Annotated in this window: 30 protein-coding genes; 5 read left to right on the forward strand and 25 right to left on the reverse strand. The window is 34.4% G+C overall.

What is annotated here, in order from left to right:
• Nucleotides 1-2 precede the first annotated feature (2 nt).
• The 23 genes from rpmD to rpsL all read right to left on the reverse strand — a co-directional run bounded on the left by rpmD (nt 3) and on the right by rpsL (nt 12215).
• Entirely contained in the window at nt 3-185 is a 183-nt protein-coding gene (rpmD, locus tag GWR14_RS04430; RefSeq protein ID WP_012022481.1) for a 50S ribosomal protein L30, read from the reverse strand.
• A gap of 12 nt (nt 186-197) precedes the next feature.
• Complete coding sequence (gene rpsE / locus GWR14_RS04435; protein ID WP_085949269.1) at nt 198-722, reverse strand: 30S ribosomal protein S5; 525 nt, start codon at nt 720-722, stop codon at nt 198-200.
• Nucleotides 723-725: 3 nt separating this feature from the next.
• A complete protein-coding gene (rplR, locus tag GWR14_RS04440; protein WP_008464310.1) occupies nt 726-1076 on the reverse strand; it encodes a 50S ribosomal protein L18 in 351 nt (116 codons plus the stop codon).
• A gap of 11 nt (nt 1077-1087) precedes the next feature.
• Complete coding sequence (rplF, locus tag GWR14_RS04445) at nt 1088-1630, reverse strand: 50S ribosomal protein L6 (RefSeq protein ID WP_091496648.1); 543 nt, start codon at nt 1628-1630, stop codon at nt 1088-1090.
• A gap of 18 nt (nt 1631-1648) precedes the next feature.
• The gene (rpsH, locus tag GWR14_RS04450; protein WP_008464306.1) at nt 1649-2047 is read right to left on the reverse strand and encodes a 30S ribosomal protein S8; all 399 of its coding nucleotides are present in this window, start codon (nt 2045-2047) and stop codon (nt 1649-1651) included.
• Nucleotides 2048-2151: 104 nt separating this feature from the next.
• Entirely contained in the window at nt 2152-2421 is a 270-nt protein-coding gene (gene rpsN / locus GWR14_RS04455; RefSeq protein ID WP_008464305.1) for a 30S ribosomal protein S14, read from the reverse strand.
• Nucleotides 2422-2424: 3 nt separating this feature from the next.
• Nucleotides 2425-2976: a 50S ribosomal protein L5 gene (gene rplE, locus GWR14_RS04460; protein ID WP_012022484.1), complete on the reverse strand. Its 552-nt coding sequence runs from the start codon at nt 2974-2976 to the stop codon at nt 2425-2427.
• A gap of 2 nt (nt 2977-2978) precedes the next feature.
• The gene (rplX, locus tag GWR14_RS04465) at nt 2979-3293 is read right to left on the reverse strand and encodes a 50S ribosomal protein L24 (protein WP_008464300.1); all 315 of its coding nucleotides are present in this window, start codon (nt 3291-3293) and stop codon (nt 2979-2981) included.
• A gap of 11 nt (nt 3294-3304) precedes the next feature.
• Entirely contained in the window at nt 3305-3673 is a 369-nt protein-coding gene (gene rplN / locus GWR14_RS04470; RefSeq protein WP_007803649.1) for a 50S ribosomal protein L14, read from the reverse strand.
• 2 nt (nt 3674-3675) lie between these two features.
• Complete coding sequence (rpsQ, locus tag GWR14_RS04475) at nt 3676-3936, reverse strand: 30S ribosomal protein S17 (protein ID WP_008464298.1); 261 nt, start codon at nt 3934-3936, stop codon at nt 3676-3678.
• Between the two features lie 17 nt (nt 3937-3953).
• On the reverse strand, nt 3954-4145 hold the full coding sequence (gene rpmC / locus GWR14_RS04480; protein WP_008464297.1) for a 50S ribosomal protein L29: 192 nt from the start codon (nt 4143-4145) through the stop codon (nt 3954-3956).
• Between the two features lie 12 nt (nt 4146-4157).
• Nucleotides 4158-4583, reverse strand: coding sequence for a 50S ribosomal protein L16 (gene rplP / locus GWR14_RS04485; RefSeq protein WP_008464295.1), 426 nt, complete (start codon nt 4581-4583; stop codon nt 4158-4160).
• A 19-nt stretch (nt 4584-4602) separates the two neighbouring features.
• Nucleotides 4603-5361 (reverse strand): 30S ribosomal protein S3, encoded by a 759-nt coding sequence (gene rpsC / locus GWR14_RS04490; protein WP_008464292.1) that lies wholly within the window; start codon nt 5359-5361, stop codon nt 4603-4605.
• A gap of 5 nt (nt 5362-5366) precedes the next feature.
• Nucleotides 5367-5780 carry a 50S ribosomal protein L22 gene (rplV, locus tag GWR14_RS04495; RefSeq protein ID WP_007803631.1) on the reverse strand — a complete coding sequence of 138 codons (414 nt, stop codon included), beginning with the start codon at nt 5778-5780 and terminating at the stop codon, nt 5367-5369.
• Nucleotides 5781-5788: 8 nt separating this feature from the next.
• A complete protein-coding gene (gene rpsS, locus GWR14_RS04500; RefSeq protein ID WP_008464288.1) occupies nt 5789-6067 on the reverse strand; it encodes a 30S ribosomal protein S19 in 279 nt (92 codons plus the stop codon).
• 6 nt (nt 6068-6073) lie between these two features.
• On the reverse strand, nt 6074-6898 hold the full coding sequence (gene rplB / locus GWR14_RS04505; RefSeq protein WP_091496650.1) for a 50S ribosomal protein L2: 825 nt from the start codon (nt 6896-6898) through the stop codon (nt 6074-6076).
• A 9-nt stretch (nt 6899-6907) separates the two neighbouring features.
• A complete protein-coding gene (gene rplW, locus GWR14_RS04510) occupies nt 6908-7198 on the reverse strand; it encodes a 50S ribosomal protein L23 (RefSeq protein WP_008464286.1) in 291 nt (96 codons plus the stop codon).
• Nucleotides 7199-7205: 7 nt separating this feature from the next.
• Complete coding sequence (gene rplD, locus GWR14_RS04515) at nt 7206-7835, reverse strand: 50S ribosomal protein L4 (protein WP_163407835.1); 630 nt, start codon at nt 7833-7835, stop codon at nt 7206-7208.
• Nucleotides 7835-8452 (reverse strand): 50S ribosomal protein L3, encoded by a 618-nt coding sequence (gene rplC, locus GWR14_RS04520; RefSeq protein ID WP_144217592.1) that lies wholly within the window; start codon nt 8450-8452, stop codon nt 7835-7837. The genes rplD and rplC overlap by 1 nt, the downstream gene beginning before the upstream one ends.
• Before the next feature lie 394 nt (nt 8453-8846).
• Nucleotides 8847-9152 (reverse strand): 30S ribosomal protein S10, encoded by a 306-nt coding sequence (rpsJ, locus tag GWR14_RS04525; RefSeq protein ID WP_007803605.1) that lies wholly within the window; start codon nt 9150-9152, stop codon nt 8847-8849.
• Between the two features lie 10 nt (nt 9153-9162).
• Nucleotides 9163-11319 (reverse strand): elongation factor G, encoded by a 2157-nt coding sequence (fusA, locus tag GWR14_RS04530; protein ID WP_163407836.1) that lies wholly within the window; start codon nt 11317-11319, stop codon nt 9163-9165.
• An 11-nt stretch (nt 11320-11330) separates the two neighbouring features.
• On the reverse strand, nt 11331-11807 hold the full coding sequence (gene rpsG, locus GWR14_RS04535) for a 30S ribosomal protein S7 (RefSeq protein WP_026727879.1): 477 nt from the start codon (nt 11805-11807) through the stop codon (nt 11331-11333).
• 24 nt (nt 11808-11831) lie between these two features.
• Nucleotides 11832-12215, reverse strand: coding sequence for a 30S ribosomal protein S12 (rpsL, locus tag GWR14_RS04540; RefSeq protein WP_007136570.1), 384 nt, complete (start codon nt 12213-12215; stop codon nt 11832-11834).
• A gap of 182 nt (nt 12216-12397) precedes the next feature.
• Between rpsL and GWR14_RS04545 the strand changes: the two genes are divergently transcribed.
• From GWR14_RS04545 to GWR14_RS04565, 5 genes are all read left to right on the forward strand, one after another.
• Nucleotides 12398-14101, forward strand: coding sequence for a BamA/TamA family outer membrane protein (locus tag GWR14_RS04545; protein ID WP_317165156.1), 1704 nt, complete (start codon nt 12398-12400; stop codon nt 14099-14101).
• Nucleotides 14102-14185: 84 nt separating this feature from the next.
• Nucleotides 14186-17245, forward strand: coding sequence for a SusC/RagA family TonB-linked outer membrane protein (locus tag GWR14_RS04550; protein WP_163407838.1), 3060 nt, complete (start codon nt 14186-14188; stop codon nt 17243-17245).
• A gap of 16 nt (nt 17246-17261) precedes the next feature.
• Nucleotides 17262-18680: a SusD/RagB family nutrient-binding outer membrane lipoprotein gene (locus GWR14_RS04555; protein WP_163407839.1), complete on the forward strand. Its 1419-nt coding sequence runs from the start codon at nt 17262-17264 to the stop codon at nt 18678-18680.
• Nucleotides 18681-18768: 88 nt separating this feature from the next.
• Nucleotides 18769-19503 (forward strand): 23S rRNA (guanosine(2251)-2'-O)-methyltransferase RlmB, encoded by a 735-nt coding sequence (gene rlmB, locus GWR14_RS04560; RefSeq protein WP_163407840.1) that lies wholly within the window; start codon nt 18769-18771, stop codon nt 19501-19503.
• 113 nt (nt 19504-19616) lie between these two features.
• On the forward strand, nt 19617-20351 hold the full coding sequence (locus GWR14_RS04565) for a DUF2490 domain-containing protein (protein ID WP_246236277.1): 735 nt from the start codon (nt 19617-19619) through the stop codon (nt 20349-20351).
• A gap of 2 nt (nt 20352-20353) precedes the next feature.
• Here the strand turns inward: GWR14_RS04565 and GWR14_RS04570 are convergent, their stop codons facing one another.
• The gene (locus GWR14_RS04570; RefSeq protein WP_163407842.1) at nt 20354-20860 is read right to left on the reverse strand and encodes a hypothetical protein; all 507 of its coding nucleotides are present in this window, start codon (nt 20858-20860) and stop codon (nt 20354-20356) included.
• A gap of 71 nt (nt 20861-20931) precedes the next feature.
• The gene (locus GWR14_RS04575; RefSeq protein ID WP_163407843.1) at nt 20932-21690 is read right to left on the reverse strand and encodes a rhomboid family intramembrane serine protease; all 759 of its coding nucleotides are present in this window, start codon (nt 21688-21690) and stop codon (nt 20932-20934) included.
• Nucleotides 21691-21840: the final 150 nt, after the last annotated feature.

The raw sequence follows: 21840 nt of genomic DNA on the forward strand, positions 1-21840 counted from the left end.
TGTTATTTAGCTTCTTCAACAGAAACTAAGTGTTTAACTTTGTTTATCATCCCAAGGATAGCAGGATTTGACTCATGCTCCACAACTTGTCCCAATTTACGTAGACCTAAAGCTTCCAATCCTCTCTTTTGAGAAAGAGGGCAATTGATTTTGCTTCTTACTTGTTTTACTAATAATTTAGCCATAATTTCCTTGAATTAACCTTTAAAAACTTTTTCTAAAGAAACACCTCTTTGTTTTGCAACTGTATGAGCGCTTCTCATTTGCAATAAAGCATCAAAAGTTGCTTTTACTACGTTATGTGGATTTGATGATCCTTGAGATTTAGATAATACATCGTGAATACCTACTGACTCAAGAACTGAACGAACAGCTCCACCAGCAATAACTCCAGTACCATGAGATGCTGGAATTAAGAATACGCGTGCACCACCAAATTTACCTTTTTGTTCGTGAGGAACAGATTGTCCATTCAAAGGAATTCTAACCAAGTTTTTCTTAGCATCTTCTACTGCTTTCGCAATTGCTTCAGAAACGTCTTTAGATTTTCCTAATCCGTGACCAACTACTCCATTTTCATCACCTACAACTACAATAGCAGAAAAACCGAAAGCTCTACCTCCTTTTGTAACTTTAGTAACACGATTAACACTAACTAGACGATCTTTTAATTCAAGACCACTAGGTTTTACCAATTCTACATTTTTGTATTTAGACATAATATATTAGAATTTAAGTCCAGCGGCTCTTGCGCCTTCTGCTAATGATTTAATACGACCGTGATACAAATACCCACCTCTATCAAAAGTGATAGTATCAATCCCAGCTTTTAACGCTTTCTCTGCAACTAGTTTTCCAACAGCAGCAGCTACTTCAACGTTAGTACCTTTTCCTATTTCTTTTTCTCTTGAAGATGCAGCTAATATAGTAACTCCATTTACATCATCAATGATTTGAGCGTAAATTTCTTTATTACTTCTAAAAACAGAAAGTCTAGGTCTTGCAGCAGTACCACTAACCGATTTTCTAATTCTGAATTTAATTCTCTGTCTTCTTTCAGATTTTGTTAATGACATAATCTTATATTTTAAGCTGATTTACCTGCTTTTCTTCTTAATACTTCACCCACAAATTTAACACCTTTACCTTTGTATGGCTCTGGCTTACGGAAACTTCTGATTTTCGCAGCAACTTGTCCTAAAAGTTGTTTATCAAATGATGTTAATTTTACGATTGGGTTCTTACCTTTTTCAGATACTGTTTCTAAAGATACTTCTGGAGCAATCTCTAAAACAATATTGTGAGAATATCCAAGAGCTAAATCTAACTTTTGACCTTGGTTTGAAGCTCTATAACCAACTCCAACTAATTCTAGTTCTTTTGTGAAACCTTCAGAAACACCAACAACCATATTACTGATCAAAGATCTAAATAATCCGTGTTTTGCTCTATGGTCTTTATGATCAGATGATCTTTCAACTAAAACTTGATCACCTTCAACTGTAACATTTACGTCCGAAAACTCTTGTACTAGTTGACCTCTTTTTCCTTTTACTGTAATGATACCGTCTTTAACTTCTACAGTTACACCAGCAGGGATTACAATTGGGCTTTTACCTATTCTTGACATCTTATCTAGTGTTTAAAATTAGTATACGTAACAAATTACTTCACCACCTACATTTAATTGCTTAGCTTGTTTTCCAGTCATCAAACCTTTTGATGTAGAAACAATAGCAATTCCTAATCCGTTAAGGATTCTAGGTAATTTGGCAGCACCTGCATACTTACGTAAACCAGGTTTACTAATTCTTTGGATATCTTTAATCACAGGCTCTTTAGTATCTTTATCATACTTCAAAGCAATTTTGATAGAACCTTGTACAGTATTCTGCTCAAATTTGTAACTTAAGATATAACCTTGATCAAATAAGATCTTAGTTATTTCTTTTTTTAGATTAGATGCTGGAATTTCAACAACTTTGTGGTTTGCAGCCACAGCGTTACGAACTCTAGTCAAATAATCTGCAATAGGATCTGTATACATATGTATTTGATTGCGATTATGGTTTTCGGGAGACACTCGTCTCCCGAACCTTTAATCAATTAAAATTATTTTTTGGTTTGCAAAAGTAATAACTTATTACGAGATTACCAAGACGCTTTTTTCACACCTGGAATTAACCCATTATTAGCCATCTCACGGAAAGTTACACGTGAAATACCAAACTGACGGATATAACCTCTTGGTCTACCCGTTAACTTACAACGATTGTGCAAACGAACTGGTGAAGCATTTTTTGGTAATCTTTGTAAGCCTTCGTAGTCTCCAGCTTCTAATAAAGCTTTTCTTTTTTCAGCGTACTTAGCTACCGTTTTCTCTCTTTTAACCTCACGGGCTTTCATTGATTCTTTAGCCATGTCTTAATTCTTTTTAAAAGGTAATCCTAATTCAGCCAATAATGACTTTGCTTCCTTGTCTGTTTTTGCAGTAGTAACAAAAGTAATATCCATTCCTGAAATTTTGTTTACTTTGTCAATATCAATTTCCGGGAAAATGATTTGCTCTAAAACTCCAAGATTGTAGTTACCTCTTCCATCGAAACCAGTAGCTTTAATACCACCGAAATCTCTAACACGTGGCAAAGCTGAAGTAATAAGTCTATCTAAAAACTCATACATTCTTTCTCCACGTAAAGTAACTTTTGCTCCAATAGGCATTCCTTTTCTCAATTTGAAAGACGCAACGTCTTTCTTAGAGATTGTAGAAACTGCTTTTTGTCCAGTGATCTTTGTTAACTCATCAACAGCATAGTCAATAAGTTTTTTATCAGATACAGCTGCACCAACTCCACGGCTCAAAACGATTTTTTCAAGTTTAGGAACTTGCATTACGTTTGTATATCCGAACTCTTCTTTAAGAGCAGAGATTACTCTACTCTTATATTCTTCTTTTAGTCTAGGTGTATATGCCATTACTATAGTACTTGATTAGATTTTTTTGAAAATCTTACTTTCTTATCTCCTTCTACTCTAATACCTACTCTAGTTGTTTCCTTAGTTTTAGGATCAATTAAAGCAATGTTAGAAATTTGAATAGAAGCCTCTTTCTTAACGATACCACCTTGAGGGTTTTTAGCACTTGGTTTAGTGTGTTTTGAAACCAAGTTCACACCTTCAACTATCGCTTTGTTTTTTTCACGGTAAACACGTAAAACTTTACCTTCAGCACCTTTATGGTCTCCAGCAATAACTCTTACGATATCTCCTGATTTTATTTTTAGCTTTATCATCTTAAAACGAATTAAAGCACTTCTGGTGCTAATGATACAATTTTCATGAATTGTTTTTCACGAAGTTCTCTTGCTACCGGACCAAAAACACGAGTTCCTCTCATTTCCCCTGCAGCGTTCAAAAGAACACATGCATTGTCATCGAAACGGATATAAGAACCATCAGCTCTTCTCACTTCTTTTTTAGTACGCACAACAACTGCAGTTGAAACAGCTCCTTTTTTTACGTTTCCGTTTGGAGTTGCATCTTTGATAGAAACTACAATTTTGTCACCAACAGAGGCATATCTTCTTTTAGTACCTCCTAAAACACGAATAGTTAAAACTTCTTTAGCTCCCGTGTTATCTGCTACTTTTAGTCTTGATTCTTGTTGTACCATAATTATTTAGCTCTTTCTAAGATTTCAACTAATCTCCAACATTTTGTTTTACTTAAAGGACGCGTTTCGCTAATTCTTACAGTATCTCCAATGTTACAGTCGTTTTTTTCGTCGTGTGCAACATATTTCTTAGTTTTCAACACGAACTTACCGTATAATGGGTGTTTTACTTTTCTTACTTCTGAAATAACGATAGATTTATCCATCTTATTTGAAGTAACAACACCTATTCTTTCTTTTCTTAAATTTCTTTTTTCTTCCATCTTTCAGCAGAATACAATTATTGTAACTCTCTTTTAGTTAACTCTGTAGCTAATCTTGCAACTGTTCTTCTAACGCTTCTAATTTGAAGTGGGTTAGCAATTGGAGAGATAGCATGAGCCATTTTTAGGTCAGCATATACTTTCTTAGTTTGACTAAGCTTTTCTTGCAACTCCGCTGCAGAAAGATCTTTTATTTCTGATTGTTTCATAATAAATATAAATTATGCTTCGAAATCTCTAGCAACGACGAACTTAGTTTTTACTGGAAGTTTTTGAGCTGCAAGACGCAAAGCCTCTTTTGCAACTGACAATGGAACCCCTCCAACTTCAAACATAATTCTTCCTGGTTTAACAACAGCAGCCCAATACTCAACTGCTCCTTTACCTTTACCCATACGTACTTCAAGAGGTTTCTTAGTAATAGGTTTGTCTGGGAAAATTTTAATCCATAATTGTCCTTCTCTCTTCATGTAACGAGTTGCAGCAATACGTGCAGCTTCGATTTGACGAGATGTCAAGAACATTCCATCTTCATGTACAGATTTAATACCAAACATTCCATTTGAAAGTTCATGCCCTCTTTGAGAGTTACCCTTCATTCTACCTTTTTGTACCTTACGGTATTTTGTTCTTTTAGGCTGTAACATTTTTCTTTAGTTTAAAAATTTACTTTCTTTTACGAGCGTCTGGTTTTCCACCCTTGTTAAAGTTAGATTTGCCTCTAGGAGCATCTCCACCTTTTCCACCACCTGTACCAGATTGTTTTTTGTCCATTCCAGCAAGTGGAGAAAGTTCTCTCTTACCGTAAACTTCACCTTTCATGATCCATACTTTAATACCCATTCTACCATAAGTAGTGTGAGCTTCAGCAAGAGCATAATCAATGTCAGCTCTGAAAGTTGATAGAGGAATTCTACCTTCTTTGAAACCTTCTGAACGCGCCATCTCTGCACCATTCAAACGACCAGAAATCAAAACTTTGATACCTTCAGCGTTCATACGCATAGAAGCAGCAATAGCCATTTTGATTGCACGTCTGTAAGAAATACGGCTTTCGATTTGACGAGCGATGCTTGTAGCCACAAGATAAGCATCTAACTCAGGTCTTTTAATTTCAAAGATGTTGATTTGAACCTCTTTGTCAGTAACTTTCTTAAGTTCTTCTTTCAACTTGTCTACCTCTTGTCCACCTTTTCCGATAATGATACCAGGTCTAGCAGTAGTGATAGTAACGGTTACAAGTTTCAAAGTTCTCTCGATGATTACTTTTGATACACTAGCTTTTGATAAACGAGCGTGGATATACTTTCTGATTTTGTGATCTTCAGCTAATTTATCGCCGTAATCATTTCCACCATACCAGTTTGAGTCCCATCCTCTGATGATACCAAGTCTATTTCCAATTGGATTTGTCTTTTGTCCCATGCTGCTTAAGAATTGCTTTGTGTGTTATTGATAGCTCCAAGCACGATTGTAACGTGGTTAGAACGTTTTCTTATTCTGTGTGCACGACCTTGTGGAGCTGGACGAAGTCTTTTTAACATCATTCCACCATCTACTCTGATCTCTTTAACAAATAATCCAGCTTCTTCTAAATTACCTTCACTATTTTTTTGCTCCCAGTTGTTGATTGCAGATAATAATAGTTTTTCTAATTTTCTTGAAGCTTCTTTAGAACTGAATCTTAAAATGTTAAGTGCTCTTTCTACCTTCTGACCTCTTACCAAGTCCGCTACTAAGCGCATTTTTCTAGGTGAAGTAGGGCAGTTATTCAATTTTGCGAAAGCGATAGACTTATTAGCCTCTTTTCTCGCATCTGCTGTTTCTCTTTTACGAACTCCCATTGCTTCTTTTATTTTTTACCTTTATTTTTTGCTCCAGCATGACCTCTAAAAGATCTAGTTGGCGAAAATTCTCCTAATTTGTGACCTACCATGTTTTCTGTTACGTAAACTGGTACAAATTGACGACCGTTATGAACTGCGATAGTTTGTCCAACGAAATCTGGTGTAATCATAGAAGCTCTAGACCAAGTCTTAACAACTGCATTTTTACCACTTTCTACGTTTTCTTGAACTTTCTTGTCTAATTTATAATGAACGAAAGGTCCTTTTTTTAATGAACGTGCCATATCTTATTATTTCTTTCTACGTTCTACGATATACTTGTTACTCGGGTTTTTCTTAGAACGAGTTCTGTAACCTTTAGCTGGCAATCCTTTTCTTGAACGTGGATGCCCTCCAGAAGAACGTCCTTCACCACCTCCCATAGGGTGATCAACAGGGTTCATCGCTACTGGTCTAGTTCTAGGTCTTCTTCCTAACCATCTTGTTCTACCTGCTTTACCAGATACAACTAATTGGTGGTCAGAGTTAGAAACAGCTCCAATTGTAGCCGAACATGTTAACAAGATTAATCTTGTCTCACCTGATGGCATTTTAATTGTCGCATATTTCCCGTCTCTTGCCATTAACTGAGCAAAAGTTCCAGCTGAACGAGCAATAACAGCTCCTTGTCCTGGACGTAACTCAATACAAGATATAACAGTTCCAAGAGGAATTCTACTTAAAGGCAAAGTATTACCGATTTCAGGTTGAGACTCTGGCCCAGAAACTAATTTCTGACCAACTTTCAATCCGTTTTGTGCGATAATATAAGTTTTCTCTCCATCAGCATAAGCTAATAAAGCGATAAATGCAGTACGATTTGGATCGTATTCGATTGATTTCACTGTAGCTGGAATTCCATCTTTAGTTCTTTTGAAATCGATGATACGATATCTCTGCTTGTGACCACCACCCGTATAACGCATGGTCATCTTTCCTTGACTATTTCTACCTCCTGAGTTTTTTATCGGCGCTATCAAAGAGCGTTCCGGCTTATCAGTTGTAATAGCGTCATAACCATTCACAACTCTAAATCGCTGACCCGGGGTAATAGGTTTTAATTTTCTTACTGACATTTTTCTATCTTAGATATTGTTGTAAAAATCAATTGTTTCTCCTTCTTGTACTTGAACAATTGCTTTTTTGTATGCATTTGTCTTTCCACTGATTAAACCACTTTTAGTGTATTTAGTAGATCTATCTGGTCTCACATTCATTGTATTAACAGAAACGATAGTTACTCCATAAGCAGCTTCAACAGCTTTCTTAATTTCAACTTTGTTTGCTTTTTTGTTAACAACGAATCCGAAGCGGTTTAGAACTTCACTTTCTTTGGTTACTTTTTCCGTTACTATAGGTCTGATAATGATGCTCATATTCCTATTATTTACTTAAATTTTCTTCAATTAACTCTAAAGAACCTTCCAAAAGCACTAAATTATTAGCGTTTAATATTGCGTAAGTGCTTAATTCTGAGCTAGTTACGACGTTTGAAGCCTTTAAATTACGTGACGACAAATATACATTTTTATTTGACTCGCCCAATACAAATAAAGATTTTTTATTCTCTAACCCTAAAGCTTTCAAAACGTTAATAAAATTTTTAGTGTTTGGTACTTCAAAATTAAAGTCTTCAAGAACTACAATATTTGATTCTTTTGCTTTAATAGAGAAAGCCGATTTTCTAGCTAATCTCTTTAAACCTTTATTCAATTTGAATGAATAACTTCTAGGTCTTGGTCCGAAAACTGTTCCACCACCTTTAAACAAAGGATTCTTAACACTTCCTGCACGAGCAGTACCAGTTCCTTTTTGCTTTTTAATCTTACGCGTACTTCCAGTTACTTCAGCTCTTTCTTTAGCTTTGTGAGTACCTTGTCTTTGATTAGCAAGATATTGCTTAACATCAAGATATACAGCGTGATTGTTTGGCTCAATTGCGAATACTGAATCAGAAAGTTGAACTTTTCTTCCAGTATCTTTTCCGTTGAAATCTAATACTTTTACTTCCATTACTTCTGAATGATTACATAAGAGTTTTTGTGACCAGGAATACACCCTTTAACAACAAGTAGATTCTTTTCAGCAACTACTTTTAAAACTCTAAGGTTTTGAACTTTTACATTTTCTCCTCCCATTCTTCCAGCCATACGCATTCCTTTGAATACTCTAGATGGATAAGAAGAAGCTCCTACAGAACCTGGCGCTCTTAAACGGTTGTGCTGACCATGAGTAGCTTGTCCAACCCCACCAAAACCGTGACGCTTAACAACACCTTGGAAACCTTTACCTTTAGACACACCTTGTACATCTACAAATTCTCCTTCTTCAAAAATAGTAACATCAATAAGATCTCCTAATTTTTGTTCAGTTGCAAAATCTTGGAATTCAACGACTTTTTTCTTAGCAACAGTTCCAGCTTTTTTAAAGTGACCTAAAGCCGCTTTAGTAGAATGTTTCTCGTTTTTGTCATCGAAACCAAGTTGCAACGCTTCATACCCGTCAACCTCGTTGGTTCTGACTTGGGTAACAACGCATGGCCCAGCTTCGATTACTGTACAAGGAATGTTTTTCCCGTTTTCGTCGAAAATACTAGTCATGCCAATTTTCTTACCAATTAACCCAGACATAAATATTAATTATTAATTACTAAAATTCCCTTCAATTTGAAAATAACAGAAATTTCCAAACAGGGAGTGCAAAAGTAGACATTAAAATTGAATAAACCAAACGGTTACAAAAATTAAATCGCTCATTATCAAAATCCAAGCATCAAAACAACACCAAAACAGGTTTCTTTTACTCAAAAACACAAATCAAACTTTTCCACCAAAACCAATATCACACTTAACAATTATTTAAAAAATTCACAACATAAAACCGTCGCACATCCTTAAAACAAAGACATTTACGTCTTTTACCAAATTTTACAACTGCAAAAATATTATATCAAAAAACAACTATTTAACAACAACAAAAGCGAGACACTCCTGTCTCGCTTTTTATATAAAAAAATATAAAAAATTATACTTTTATCTCTACTTCAACACCACTTGGCAGTTCAAGTTTCATTAAAGCATCAATTGTTTTAGACGAAGATGAATAAATATCAATCAATCTCTTGTATGACATTACTTCAAATTGCTCTCTCGCTTTTTTATTAACGTGCGGAGAACGCAATACAGTGAAAAGTTTTTTGTGAGTTGGCAACGGAATTGGACCTGTCACAACTGCTCCAGTAGTTTTTACTGTTTTCACGATCTTTTCAGCAGATTTATCTACTAACATATGATCGTAAGATTTTAGTTTTATTCTGATTTTTTGACTCATTTTCTTAAAATTAAGCGTTACCTTTTGCTTTTTTGATTACCTCTTCTGAAATATTAGAAGGTGTTTCTGCATAGTGAGAAAACTCCATTGTTGAAGTCGCTCTACCAGAAGATAATGTTCTTAATGTAGTTACATAACCAAACATTTCTGATAAAGGCACATCAGCTTTAATAGTTTTAGCACCATTTCTATCACCCATGTCATTAACCTGACCTCTACGACGGTTCAAGTCACCTACGATATCACCCATATTTTCTTCTGGAGTAATAACTTCGATTTTCATGATTGGCTCAAGAATAACAGCTCCAGCAGCACGTCCTGATTCTTTATACCCCATTCTTGCAGCTAATTCAAAAGAAAGTGCATCAGAATCCACAGGATGGAAAGATCCGTCTAATAAAGTTACTTTCAAACTATCAACAGCATATCCAGCCAATGGACCTGTTTTCATAGCCTCACGGAAACCTTTTTCAACAGCAGGGATATATTCTTTAGGAACGTTACCACCTTTTACCTCATTAACAAACTGTAATCCTACAGGAACTTTACCATCAACTTCATCAGCAGGCTCGATTCTAAATACGATATCACCGAATTTACCACGACCTCCAGATTGTTTTTTGTAAGTTTCTCTATGTTGAGCAGATTTAGTAAACGCCTCTTTATACTCTACTTGTGGCTCACCTTGATTAACCTCTACTTTAAACTCACGTTTCATACGATCAACTAAGATATCCAAGTGAAGCTCACCCATACCAGAAATAATAGTTTGACCTGAAGCCTCATCAGTTCTTACAGTAAACGTTGGATCTTCTTCAGCTAATTTAGCTAAAGCCATACCCATTTTATCAACGTCAGCTTTAGTTTTAGGCTCGATAGCAATACCAATTACCGGCTCTGGGAATTTCATAGACTCCAAAATAATTGGATTCTTTTCATCACAAAGTGTATCTCCAGTTTTGATATCTTTAAATCCTACAGCAGCTCCAATATCTCCAGCCTCAATATATTCGATTGGATTTTGTTTGTTAGCGTGCATTTGGTAAATACGAGAAATTCTCTCTTTGTTACCAGAACGAGTATTTAAAACATAAGAACCAGCATCCAAACGTCCAGAGTAAGCACGGAAGAAAGCTAAACGACCTACGAATGGGTCAGTAGCAATTTTAAATGCTAAAGCAGCAAATGGCTCTTTTACATCTGGGCGACGTAAGATTTTAGTTTGATCTTCTTCTAACAATTCAGCATCATCAGGATGAATTCCTTCGATACCTTCTTTATCTAATGGAGATGGCAAATACTTACAAACAGCATCTAACATGAATTGAACTCCTTTGTTTTTGAAAGAAGAACCAGCAAGCATAGGAATGATTGCCATATCAATAGTAGCCGCTCTTAATGCATTGTTGATTTCTTCCTCTGTAATAGAGTTTTCATCTTCCATGTATTTATCTAAAAGATTTTCATCATAAGTTGCAATCTCTTCGATAAGGATAGAACGGTAGTGTTTTACATCATCAACCATATCAGCTGGGATATCAACAATATCAAAAGTAGCTCCTTGAGTTTCATCATGCCATACAATAGCTTGATTTTTCACTAAGTCAACAATACCTTTAAAATCTGCTTCATCACCAATAGGCAAAGTAATTGCAACCGCATTCGATTTCAACATATCTTTAACCTGTCCGCATACAGCTAAAAAGTTAGCACCTTGACGATCCATTTTGTTTACGAATCCCATACGAGGAACTCTATATTGATCAGCAAGTCTCCAGTTAGTTTCTGATTGAGGCTCAACACCATCAACAGCACTAAACAAGAAAACCAAACCATCAAGTACACGTAAAGAACGGTTTACCTCTACAGTAAAGTCAACGTGTCCAGGAGTATCAATAATATTAAAGTGGTAAGGCAATGATTCTGGAAGAACTTTACCTTGCTCTGTTGGAAAATTCCAAGTACAAGTCGTAGCCGCAGAAGTAATTGTAATACCTCTTTCTTGCTCTTGCGCCATCCAGTCCATTGTTGCAGCACCATCGTGTACCTCACCAATTTTGTGTGATTTTCCAGTGTAAAAAAGAATACGCTCAGTTGTTGTTGTTTTACCAGCATCAATGTGAGCAGCGATCCCGATATTTCTTGTATATTTTAAATCTCTAGCCATTTCTTTACGAATTAAAATCTAAAGTGAGAGAATGCTTTATTAGCTTCTGCCATTTTGTGAGTATCCATTCTTTTCTTAACTGCAGCACCTTCTTCTTTAGCCGCAGCTAAACACTCAGAAGCTAAACGCTGTGCCATAGATTTTTCATTTCTTCTTCTTGAATAAAGTATTAACCACTTCATTGCCATAGAAATTTTTCTGTCTGGACGAATTTGCATTGGGATTTGAAATGTAGCTCCACCAACTCTACGACTACGTACTTCTACGTGAGGCATAACGTTTGTTAAAGCATCTTTCCAGATCTCTAATGAAGTTTTCTCATCATTTTGCTTTTTAGTTTCGATGATATCAATAGCATCATAAAATACTTTAAAAGCTGTAGATTTCTTACCATCCCACATTAAGTTGTTCACAAAACGTGTTACTAATTGGTCATTAAACCTTGGATCCGGTAAAAGTGGTCTTTTCTTTGCCGCTCTTTTTCTCATGTCTTTTTCTTAAAAGTTTTTAAATTACTTTTTTGCTTCTTTTGGGCGTTTAGCACCGTACTTAGATCTTCTTTGCGTTCTTCCTGCAACACCTGACGTATCAAGCGCTCCACGAACGATGTGATATCTAACACCTGGTAAATCTTTTACCCTTCCACCTCGCACTAATACTATCGAGTGCTCTTGTAGATTGTGTCCTTCTCCTGGGATGTAAGCATTCACCTCATTACCATTTGTCAAACGTACACGCGCAACTTTACGCATTGCAGAGTTTGGTTTTTTTGGTGTAGTAGTGTAAACACGCGTACAAACCCCTCTTCTTTGAGGACAAGAATCTAAAGCAACCGATTTACTCTTCTTAGTGATCTGAGTTCTTCCTGTTCTTACTAATTGTTGAATTGTTGGCATAATTAATACTAAAAATTATTATGTTTATTAAATTCCCGCTTTTTACGGGGTTGCAAATGTATAAAATAAATTCCAGTATACAAACGTTAAATCATTAATTTTCAACAACATTATTTATCCTTATGATTTTCAAAACAATCTACAGATATTTGCAGCACTTTAAACAAACGAAACAATTACTTTTGAAACAACTGTTTACAATATTTCTTTTTTACTCCATAAGCTATTCTACTTATGCCCAATTTTTTAATTTAAAAATACAAGGCACAAATAAAACCGAAAATGCGATTATAGACTCTTTAAATTATATCCAAAAACACTCAAACATTAAATCTCTAACAACGGAAGCAACCAACACCATAGAAAAACTTAACAAGAAAGGATATTTAGACATTAAAACACTCGAAAACAACAAAACAAACGACTCTACTTACTACTACAAACTATCCCTTGAAAACAAAATAAAATACACCTATATATATATAGGTAGAAATCATTCTTTTTTAAAAAATTCAGAAACACAAAAAGACACTGTAATTATACCATATGAAGAGACCGAAAATTACCTAAACCAAAAAATTATTGACGCAGAAAAACAAGGCTTCCCATTAAGTAAAATAAAACTAGAAAATATCCGAAGAAAGAATTTAATAATTTATGCTAATTTATTTTTAGATTCTGAAAAAAAACGCAACCTAAATTCCATTATAATAAATTACACAAACAACAATCGCAAAGATTATTTTCCTAAAGGACACCTAAAACAACTAAACAAAAAATACGTCAACAAAACATTTAATCAAAAAATAATAAAAGAACTTTATGACGACATCAATAATTTCGGATTTGTAAATCAGTCAAAATATCCGGAAATATTATTCACAAATGACTCCACAAAAGTTTATGTTTATCTTGAAAAAAGAAAAGCAAACAACTTCGATGGTTACATTGGTTTTTCAAATGATGAAGACAAAAAAATTAACCTAAACGGATATCTGGACATAACGTTACAGAACATTCTTCTGGCCGGCGAACAATTTTCATTGTACTGGAAAAGCGATGGAAACCAACAAAAAACATTCAATACAAAACTAGAAATCCCTTATATCTTCAAATCCCCCTTAGGAATCAAAGCTCAACTGAATATTTTCAAGCAAGACAGCACATTCCAAAACACAAAAACAGCAATCGATTTAGGATATTATCTAAACTACAACACTAAATTATACATAGGATACCAATCAACCGAATCCAGTGATATACAAAACGCAAACAACACAAGCATAAGCGACTTCAAAAACTCTTTCACTACTTCTACATTTGATTACACAAAAACCGACCCTCTTAATAATTTGTTATCAAAAAAGGCAAATATTAACTTATTATTTGCTTTTGGAAAAAGAAATACCAATAACCAATCCGAAACAGCTGCCTCCAGCAGACAATTTTATACCAACCTAAACTTTTCGTACAACTTCGAACTCAATCAAAAGAATTTCATTAACATAAATTCACAGAATTTTTATCTTTCAAGCAAAACCTATCTTGTAAACGAATTGTTCCGTTTTGGAGGAATAAATTCAATTCGAGGTTTTCTGGAAAATAGCCTCCAGGCAAATCTATTTTCATCAATTCTTACAGAATACCGATATGTGGTTTCAAAAAATCTATATATAAATTCAATTCTTGATTATGGAATTTACCAAGACTTAACAAGAACTGAAAACAAAACCAAAATCAACAAATTAACAGGAATTGGAGCTGGTACAACAATACAAACAGTAAACGGATTATTAAAGATTAACCTTACAAACAGCATTAGTAATGACCAAAATTTAAAATTATATAACACTATCATAAACATATGTTATAATGTTAAATTTTGATGTTTACCGAAAAAACATTTTTATTTATTAGGATAGTTAACAAATTATTAAGAGTTTTGCGATACTAATTCAAAATATTTAAAAATGAAACTAAAGTTCAATGGATTTTTAGTGCTTTTATTGGCACTAGTTGCGCAAATCACATTTGCACAAGAAAGAGCTGTTTCTGGAACAGTTTCTGACAATGCAGGAATGCCTTTACCGGGCGTTAGTGTATTAGTTAAAGGAACTAAAGCAGGAACACAAACTGACTTTGATGGAAAATTCTCTATTAAAGCATCACCAAGCCAGATATTGGTATTTAGCTACATTGGGATGAAAACTCAGGAAGTAGCTGCAAGTTCTACAAATATCAATGTAAGTCTAAAAGACGATTCAGTAGAACTTGAAGGCGTTGTAGTTACAGCATTAGGTATTAAAAAGGATGAAAAAAAACTTGGATATGCCGTATCTAAAGTAACTTCAGACGAAATTGTTAAATCTGGAGAACAAAACGTACTTCAGGCATTAGCAGGAAAAGCCGCAGGTGTTCAAATTATTGGTTCAGGAGGTACCCCAGGAGCTTCCAGTAAAATCATTATTAGAGGAGCAAATACCATTACAGGAACCACAGATCCTTTAATTGTTGTAGATGGTGTCCCTATAGACAATAGCACAACTCAAACAACAGCTGGAGACAATCCTTTTAATGCTAATTTATCAGGTATCAACAACTCGAATAGAGCATTAGACATCAATCCTAACGACATTGAAAGCGTTTCTATACTTAAAGGACCTGCAGCAGCAGCTTTATATGGTGCCAGAGCTGGTAATGGGGTAATAATCTACACAACTAAAAAAGGGAAAAACGGAAAAGGCTTAGGCATTGATTTTTCTAGTTCATTGGCAATTGACAAAGTAAGTCAATTACCTGCGAGACAGAACAAATATGTCCAAGGTACAACTGCAACTGCAACTACAATACCTAATAATACACCACAAAGCTGGGGACCTAGTGCTGAATCTTTAGGAGTACCAACTTATGATAATGTTGGCAATTTCTTTCAAGACGGTATTACATATACTAACAATATATCCTTTACAGGAGGAGATCAAAAAGCATCTTTCAGAGCTTCTTATGGTAATGTAACTCAAACAGGTATGATTCCTGAAACAGAGCTAAAAAGAAACACAATAAGATTTGCAGGAGATTTAAAATTAAGTGAGAAATGGAAAACTGGAGGAAGTATGCAATATACGCATACTACTAACACATTAGCACAAAATGGAAGTAACACTTCTGGAGTAATGTTAAGTTTAATGCGTTCTGTAAATAACTATGATTTAAGAAATTACAAAGACGAATTTGGCAATAACACAAATTATTATGCCCCATATGACAATCCTTATTTCACAGTAAACGAAAACCCTGCTACTAGCGATGTTAATCGTGTTTTAGGAAATATTTTCTTAACTTATAACCATGCTGATTGGCTATCTTTAACTGCGAAAGCCGGTATAGATACCTATTCAGATGCTCGTAAACAAATTTTTGCAATATCATCAAATGGTGATAGTTTAGGAGGAATTGGTGAAGTTGCTTACAATAGCATAACTAATAAAGACTACTATGGAGATTTAATTGCAACTGGTTTGTTACCGTTAAAATCAGACTGGTTAAAAATCAACTATACAGCTGGTCTTAACTTACGTTCTACTCAATATCTGGATATTTTTTCAAGAGGTAAAGGATTATCCGTAAGATATGTATACAATTTAGCGAACGCAACTGAATTATACGCTTCAAATTATGAAGAGAACTCTATATCAAGAGCTTTATTTGCACAAGTAGATTTTGACATTAAAGATCAAGTCTTTGTATCTGGTACAGTAAGAAAAGAATGGTCTTCTACCTATGGAAGTAATGTAAAAAGTGCAATATTCCCTTCAGGAACAGCATCATGGATTCTTTCAAACACTTTTGACTGGGCTAACTACGTAAAAGTAAGCTATGGGTACGGAGAAGTCGGTATTGCACCAGCACCTTATCGCACTGTAAGTGTATTTGCGCAACCAAGTATTACTGATGGATTTACAGATGGTTTAAGCTTCCCTTATGATGGCATAAATGGTATGGCATTAGCTGGTCGTTTAGGAAACCCAGATTTAAAACCAGAAAGAGTATTAGGTCACGATTTAGGACTTAGTGCTAAATTATTAGACAATCGTTTAGCTGTAGATTTAAATCTTTACTATAAAACATCTAAAGACTTATTAATTGATGTTCCATTAGCACAATCTTCTGGATATTCTTCACAGTACAAAAATGCAGCAGAATTGACTAATAAAGGTATCGAACTTGAAATTGGTTACGATATTTTCCAAAAAAGCAACCCATTTCAGTGGAATATCAACTTAAATTGGGCTAAAAACGAAAATGAAGTTACTGACATATCTGGAGGTTTAAGCGAAATTTCTATAGAATCTGCTTTCTCATCAATTGGATATTATGCTGTAGTAGGACAGCCTCTAGGAAGCTTTTACGGAACAAAATGGTTGCGTGATGCAAATGGTCAAATTATTGTTGGATCAAATGGTCTGGCTAAATTAGATCCAGAAACTGGAAATCTAGGAAACTCCGCTCCAAAATGGACCGGAGGCATCAGAAACACATTCACTTTCAAAAGAGTTACTTTATCAGCATTATTAGACATTAGACACGGAGGTGTAGTTTACAACGGAACGGGTGCAAGATTAAATACTATAGGAATTTCCGCTGCTTCTGCAGACAGAGAACACACATATATAATTCCTGGTGTTAAAGAAGACGGTACTCCAAATGACATTGAAATATCAGCTAAAAGTTACTGGCAAAATTTCAAAGGAGATAGTAGTTTAGCTGCCGCTGAAGAAGCAACAACTGATGTTAACTGGATAAGATTACGTGACGTAAGTCTTACTTATGATTTCAATGTAAAACAATTTCCTTTCCTAAGTGCTGCACAATTATCATTAACTGGAAGAAACTTATGGCTTGACACAAACTATAAAGGAGTAGATCCTGAAACTAGTTTGACAGGTGCAGGTTCGCGTATTAACGGCTTAGATTATTTTAATAATCCAGGTAGTAAATCATTTATAATGGGGCTACGTGTAAGCTTTTAATTTAAATTAAAAAAAGATGAAAAAATATATAAAAAACATAATTCTAGGAGCGTTTAGTGCTAGTTTATTAGTTAGCTGTCAAGCAGAATTAGATGACTTTAATAATAATCCAAACGACCCAGCTACTACTAATCCATCATTATTGATAGCTGCAATGGAAGTTTCAACTTTCCAAAACCATTCAAGTGGATTAATGAGAAATTCTGGAATCTTCACCCAACATTTACAAGGAACAAACATTGGACAATTAGGTGCAATAGGTCTTTATATTGTTAACGAAGGAGATGTAAATAATGAATGGAATACACTTTATCAGGTTACTTTGATGAATGGGCATATCTTAAATAGAGATTTTGCTGTGAATTACCCATATTACAATGGAATTGGACAAGTTTTAACCGCATTAAATTTAGGATACGCAACAGATATGTGGGGAGATGTTCCTTATGACGAAGCATTTCTTGCTGCTGAAGGAAATAAAACTCCAAAATACAATACACAACAGGAAATTTATACTCGATTACAAACCATACTTGATCAGGCTATTGTAAACTTATCAAAACCTAAAGCTAGCAACGAAGAAGTACCAGGAGATGATGATTATATTTTCAAAGGAAATATTTCAAAATGGATCAAAGTTGCTAATGTATTAAAAGCCAGATATGCATTAAGACTAACTGCTGTGGATGCAAATGCTGCTCAAAAAGCCCTTAATTACATAACCGCTGCTGGAATGACTTCTAATGCTGATGACGCAAATACTTACTTCATTGACAAGCCAAACTCATGGAATCAATGGTATGCATTTAACGACAATCGTACAAATTACTTAAAAATGGGTAAGTATTTTGTTGATTATTTAGTTACTAATGATGATCCTAGATTACCATTCATGGTTGATATAGATGATGACGGTGGATACTCTGGAAATGCACCAGAAGACGATGATTCCGTTCACACATCTAACATAGGAGGCTACCTAAGTAGTTCTCTTGATGATACAGATGGACAAAGAGGGTTTGCCAGTAAAGATTGGCAAATTGGTATCGTAACTTATGCTGAAGCTAAGTTCATCGAAGCTGAAGCAAAAGCAAGGTTAGGCCAATCTGGAGTTCAAACTGCATTAGAAGAAGCTGTTACCGCTTCTGTAACAAAAATTACAGGTGCAGCTCCATCAGCTACTTTCTTAGCAAACGCAACTGCTACATTTGACATTGCTAATATTATACAGCAAAAATATCTTGCTTTATTCTTAACAATGGAGCCATATAATGATTACAGAAGAACAGGTTTTCCTGCTTTGATACCAAACCAAAATTCAGATACTAAAGTTATTCCTGTAAGACTGCCTACTCCATCTGATGAGAGACAATACAACCCTAATGCAACTGTAGTTAGTAATGTAACAACTAAAGTTTGGTGGGACGCTAACTAATATTAGCTAAAAAACAAAACAATACAAAACCACTCTGTTCATTCAGAGTGGTTTTTTTTATATAAAACATTATACCTACATTTGTCTTATGGAAAAAGAACATCAAATATTTGGAATCAGAGCCATAATAGAAGCAATTCAGGCAGGAAAAGAAGTAGACAAAGTATTCATCCAAAAAGAAGTTTCGGGTGAATTAATGAAGGATTTAATGAAGGTGATGAAACGTGCGAATGTGAATTTCTCCTACGTTCCTATTGAAAAGCTTAACCGTCTGACATCAAATAATCATCAGGGAGCTGTTGCGACCATATCCCCTATTGGATTTATTGAATTGGAACATCTTGTTGAATCTACTATTGAATCTGGTTCAAAGCCTTTATTTTTAATCTTAGACCAGATTTCTGATGCACGAAATTTTGGTGCTATCATCAGAACAGCCGAATGTACCGGAGTAAACGGAATTATCATTCAGAAAGCAGGTTCTGCACCTGTAAATGGTGATACCGTAAAAACTTCAGCCGGAGCAGTTTTTAATATCCCTATTTGCAAAGTAGAACATATCAAAGACGCTATATTTTATCTGCAGGGTTCCGGAATTAAAACTGTTGCTGCAACTGAAAAAACAGATCAAAACATTTATGATATTACACTAAACGAACCTGTTGCAATTATTATGGGATCTGAAGATAGGGGAATTAACCCTTCTGTTCTTAAAATTGTTGATGAAAAAGCAAAATTACCTATGTTTGGTTCTATTGGATCTTTAAATGTTTCTGTAGCCTGTGGCGCATTCTTATATGAAACAGTCCGTCAAAGAAGTTAAATACGATTATAGAGTTAAGATGCCAAAATAAAATTTAAACTATTCTGATGCATTTTCAAACTGCTCCATTTAGATTAATAAAAAAACTCAGTTTACTTACTGCATTATTTATTATGAATTTTAGTTTCGCGCAAACCGAAACTTATGGACAATTTTGGAACGAATTACAATTTAACAGAACTCTAAATCATAAATGGTCTACTGAATTAAACATCAGCAGCAGCTATAGTAGCACAGAATCATCTTCAAACATTTTTCAGAATAACATTCAAAGATCATTCAGAGGGTGGGGACATTATTATTTAACACCGCGCTGGAAACTTTCTTCATTTGTGGCGTATTATAACAATAAGGATGTTCCTGAAATTGGACAATACAAATCTCCTGAATGGAGGTTTGCCCTGCAGGGAATATATTATTTTCATAAAACCGGATATACTCTTAGCACCAGAATGAGAATCGAACTCAGACACATGAGAAACGAAGATTATGACTATGAAAATGTGTTACGCTATCGACAGCAAATTAAGTATATTAAACCTATCAACAGTAAAGTTCTCAGAGAGGGTGTTGTTTATGCTGTTGCATCTGATGAATTGTTTTTTAAATCCGATACAAAAGTAACAGGAGTAAGCTTTTTTGACCGGAACAGGCTAAATTTGGGCGGAGGATATTTATTTAAAAACGACATACAATTAGAGTTAACCTATGCAAACGAATATCTTCCTCGTGATAACAGAAACCAAATTATAAATGCTGCATCCTTAACACTAATTTTCAATAATCTTTTAAAAAATATTAATAAAAAACTGCATCACAAAAATGAGATCATAACCCATGACGAGTGATTCTATTTATCTTCTTCTTTAAAAACACAAGCCAATTGTCTCATTATAGCCTGTTTATGCAACTTAAAGTTATAACTTCGAACAAACTCAGTTCCCTGCATGTTAATTTCTGCCGTTATAGCTTCAAAATTCAAAAAAGCCTTAATATCATTACTATCGATTAAATACAAAACCTGCATTATCGAATCATTATTTTTATATTGAGTGTCGTAATGAGTCAATTTATATTTCTTTGTATCAGCGAGTTCAATTATCAAATCATCTTTAATTTTTTTGCCTTCTTTTTTAGAAGGAAATGGCGTAGGCTGCAAAGCAATAAAATAATTTTCTTTGTCTGTTACTATATTTATTTTCAATGATTTTGATTTTGTCGTATAAAAAACAGCCGGTTCAAAATAAAACTCCATAGTACCATCAGCTAATACTCTGTTTTTTATATCACACTGAGCAAAATTTTTTGAACTGATTATCACAGATAGAAAAACGGTTATTAAGTATATCTTTTTCATACGAAACATATAAAATTATCCCCACAAACAAAAATAACCAATTTCAATCAAACTAACATTTTCCAAATCATTTAATCTTCTGATTCTGATTTCGTTATGATATAATTTACCGAAACATTAGAATTGAAATAAGTAGAAATTTCTTCTGGCTCTACGTCCCGAATTTCGGTATTAACAAAATTACCATTTTCATCAAAATGTTTCATAAAAGGATCCTGAGCAGGATCAAAATCTGGACTTTGCCAGTCATAAACAATTGGCTTTGCATACTCTGGAGATTTATAAAACAAAGACATCCCAAACCCGGTTATAAAACCTCCTAAATGCCCTTCCCAGGAGATATTTTGATCTACATCCGGAAAAACATACCAGATCATTCCACCGTACAATAAAATTACAGCAAAAGACAATGCCACTAAACGATAATATCGGGTCTGAATTCCTTTAAAAAATATAAAACTTACCAAAACATAAATTAAACCACTAGCCCCAATATGATAATTCTCCCTGCCAATTAACCATGTAATTAAACCCGAAAATAAAATTCCATAGCAAATAACTCCTAAAGATTGTTTTGGATAAAAAAACTGCAATGCCGGCAATAGTACAATAAGTGGAATTGAGTTATTATAAAGATGATTTAAATTCTCATGAATGAAAGGACTAAACAAAACCCCCTTTAGACCTGAGAAATCACGAGGATAAATCCCGTTTTGATAGAAATCGAAATCAAACCGAATCTGGATCCAATAGATAATCCACAAAAAAAGGACAAACAAAAGAGGAAGTCCAACTACAGTGTTTGAAAACTTGAAGTGATTATCATTCATATTCTAAAAGAATTTATTGAACAGAAAATATCAAAAAACCTTCCAAAATAAATTTTCTGATAATTTGTCAGCAAAATACGGGAAATAGCTTAATGACAAAATAAATAGCTCCTGAAAAAATTTAAATTAGAAATTGAAAATAGTAATTTT

Origin of the sequence: Flavobacterium ajazii (assembly GCF_010614725.1) — a bacterium.
GTDB lineage: Bacteria > Bacteroidota > Bacteroidia > Flavobacteriales > Flavobacteriaceae > Flavobacterium > Flavobacterium ajazii.